The sequence below is a fragment of the Sphaerimonospora thailandensis genome (assembly GCF_016863115.1).
In the GTDB taxonomy this organism is placed as follows: domain Bacteria; phylum Actinomycetota; class Actinomycetes; order Streptosporangiales; family Streptosporangiaceae; genus Sphaerimonospora; species Sphaerimonospora cavernae.
The window spans coordinates 1-2,745 of record NZ_BOOG01000114.1 but is presented as its reverse complement, the minus strand read 5'-3'; the positions used below and the strand labels follow the sequence as shown (position 1 = coordinate 2,745).

The 2,745-nt window shown below is 68.9% G+C and carries 3 protein-coding genes; all 3 read left to right on the top strand.

What is annotated here, in order from left to right:
* Positions 1-83: 83 nt before the first annotated feature.
* From istA to istB, 3 genes are read left to right on the top strand one after another with little or no spacing between them, the layout of a single operon-like run.
* Positions 84-1,376, top strand: a complete 1,293-nt coding sequence (gene istA, locus Mth01_RS29140; protein WP_407695987.1) for an IS21 family transposase — start codon at positions 84-86, stop codon at positions 1,374-1,376.
* Complete coding sequence (locus Mth01_RS29135) at positions 1,373-1,891, top strand: hypothetical protein (protein ID WP_204019175.1); 519 nt, start codon at positions 1,373-1,375, stop codon at positions 1,889-1,891. Before istA ends, Mth01_RS29135 begins: the two co-directional genes overlap by 4 nt.
* The gene (gene istB / locus Mth01_RS29130; RefSeq protein WP_204019174.1) at positions 1,888-2,676 is read left to right on the top strand and encodes an IS21-like element helper ATPase IstB; all 789 of its coding nucleotides are present in this window, start codon (positions 1,888-1,890) and stop codon (positions 2,674-2,676) included. The genes Mth01_RS29135 and istB overlap by 4 nt, the downstream gene beginning before the upstream one ends.
* Positions 2,677-2,745: the final 69 nt, after the last annotated feature.

The following is a 2,745-nucleotide window of genomic DNA, read 5'->3' as shown; positions in this document are numbered from 1 at the left end:
CTGTCGACGAGCCTTGAATACTGACCCCCAGGCAACGCGTGAAAACTGACCCCCTTCGTCGCCCAGAGGTGACAGAAAGGGATGTGATCACAGTGGATGACTGGGCGGAGATCCGCCGTCTGCACCGGGCCGAGAAGATGCCGATCAAGGTGATCGCCCGGACGATGGGGATCTCGAAGAACACGGTGCGGCGGGCGATCCGCGCCACCGAGGTGCCGCGGTATGAGCGGGCGGCGACCGGATCGATCGTGGACGCGTTCGAGCCGGCGATCCGTGCTCAGCTCAAGCTGGACCCCAAGATGCCCGCGACGACGATCGCCGAGCGGATCGGCTGGGTGAACTCGATCACGGTGCTGCGGGACCGGGTCCGTGACCTGCGTCCGGTGTACCTGCCGGTGGACCCGGTGTCACGGACCACCTACGAGCCCGGGGAGCTGGCACAGTGCGATCTGTGGTTCCCGCCGATCACGCTGCCCGGCCTGGCCGATGTGCCGCCGGTGCTGGTGATGGTGTCGGGGTATTCACGCTGGTCGGTGGGGCGGATGATTCCCTCCCGGCACGCCGAGGACCTGGTCTTGGCGACCTGGGTGTTGCTGGCCGAGTTGGGCGCTGTTCCCAAGGCGCTGGTGTGGGACAACGAGGGCGGGGTCGGCAAGTACCGGCGCGGCGGCCGTCCACCGGTGCTGTCGGCGCAGTTCAACGCGCTGCGCGGGCTGCTGGCCACCAGGGTGGTCATCCTTCCGCCGCGTGATCCCGAATCGAAGGGCATCGTCGAGCGGACCAATCAGTACCTGGAGACCTCGTTCCTGCCGGGGCGCACGTTCAGCGGCCCGGCCGACTTCAACGCCCAGCTGGGGGCGTGGTTCGCGCTGGTCAACGCCCGGCGCAAACGGCACCTTCAGTGCGCGCCCGCCGATCGGATCGCCGCCGACCGGGCCGCGATGCTGGAGTTGCCGCCGATCGAGGCCGGACAGCTGGGCTGGCACAACCAGATCCGGCTACCGCGCGATCACTGGGTCCGGTTGGACACCTGCGATTACTCCGTCGATCCGCATGTGATCGGGCGGAAGGTGAACGTGTACGCCGACCTGGAACGTGTCACCGTCCGCTGCGGGGGCCATCTGGTCGCCGAGCACGCCCGCTCCTGGGCTCCTCATCAGACCATCACCGACCCGGTGCACGCCGAGGCCGGCCGGCTGCTGCGGGCCGAGGCCGCGCGGGCCAAGCTGGCCGCCCATCCCGCCGCCGGCGCCGCGGGTGCCGCGGGTGCCGCCGTCAATGGGGCCGGTGCCGCCGCGGGTGCCGCCGACATCGAGGTCGAACAGCGGCCGCTCGCGGTCTATGACGACCTGACCAACCGGCGGGAGGCCTCATGAACACCCATCCCACTCCCAGCGGCGGCCTCTTTCCCATGGTGGGCTCACCCAGTGTGACGGCGACGGCGATGCGTGCCGCGGCTGATCTGCTGGAACGGGCCGGTGTCAGCGGCGTCTCGGTGACCTGCGACGACGCGCGGATCAGCATCCAGGTGAGCGGCCTTGGCAGGCTCGCCGCCGGCGCCGGTCCCGCAGCCGGCATCGCCGCGCTGTCCGCGTTGGCGACCGTGTTGGGCAGCCGTGTCCTGCGCCGCGACACGCCCGCACGCCCCTGCTGCTGGCTGGAGGTCAACGGCACGGCCGCCGGCGTTCCGGTCATCGCCTACGCCGAGGTGAAGGTATCGATCCATGGCCAGGGCGGAGCCCTTGCCATGGGCCCTGACGGCGAGCTGGCCTGCACAATCCCGGCTGCCGATCCGCCGCCGCTCCTGCCGCCGGGCTGGCGGTGGGCGACCGAACTCGATCACCCCGGCTTCGCGCCCCGCCACGAGACAGTGGAGGCCAGGCAGCCATGACAGTCAAAACCGGTCGCGACGTCACCTCTGAGATCGCCTACCTCACTCGGGTGCTGAAAGCCCCCACGCTGCGCGATGCCGTCGCCCGTCTGGCCGACCAGGCCCGCGATCAGGGCTGGACGCACGAGGAGTTCCTGGCCGCCTGCCTGCAGCGCGAGGTCGCCTCCCGCGACGCCCACGGCGCTCAGTCCCGCGTCAAGTCCGCCGGCTTCCCCGCCCACAAGACCGTCGAGGACTTCGACTTCGATCACCAGCGGTCGGTCAAACGGGAGATCGTCACGCACCTGGCCGCCCTCGACTTCATCCTGGCCAAGGACAACGCCGTCCTCCTCGGACCACCCGGAACCGGCAAAACGCACATAGCGATAGGAATCGGAATCAGGGCATGTCAGGCCGGGCACCGCGTCCTGTTCGCCACCGCCGCCGAATGGGTCGCCCGCCTGGCCGACGCCCACAACAACGGACGCCTGCACGAGGAGCTCACCCGCCTCGGCCGCTACCCCCTGTTGATCATCGATGAGATCGGCTACATCCCGTTCGAAGCCCAGGCCGCCAACCTGTTCTTCCAACTGGTCTCCGCCCGCTACGAACGCGCCAGCCTCATCGTCACCAGCAACAAGCCCTTCGGACGCTGGGGCGAGGTCTTCGGCGACGACACCGTCGCCGCTGCCATGATCGACCGCCTCGTTCACCACGCCGAGGTGATCTCCCTCAAGGGAGACAGCTACCGGCTGAAGAACCGCGACCTCGGCCGCACTCCCGCAGCCAATCACGACACACAGTAACCATGACCAACGACGGAGGGGTCAGATTTCAGCCGTTGGAAAGGGGTCAGTTTTGAGGCGGTGTTGACA

What these genes read in the sequence shown, in the direction of transcription:
- Mth01_RS29135 (WP_204019175.1), top strand. Translation starts at nt 1,373, where the DNA reads ATGAACACCCATCCCACTCCCAGCGGCGGCCTCTTTCCCATGGTGGGC.
- istB (WP_204019174.1), top strand. Translation starts at nt 1,888, where the DNA reads ATGACAGTCAAAACCGGTCGCGACGTCACCTCTGAGATCGCCTACCTC.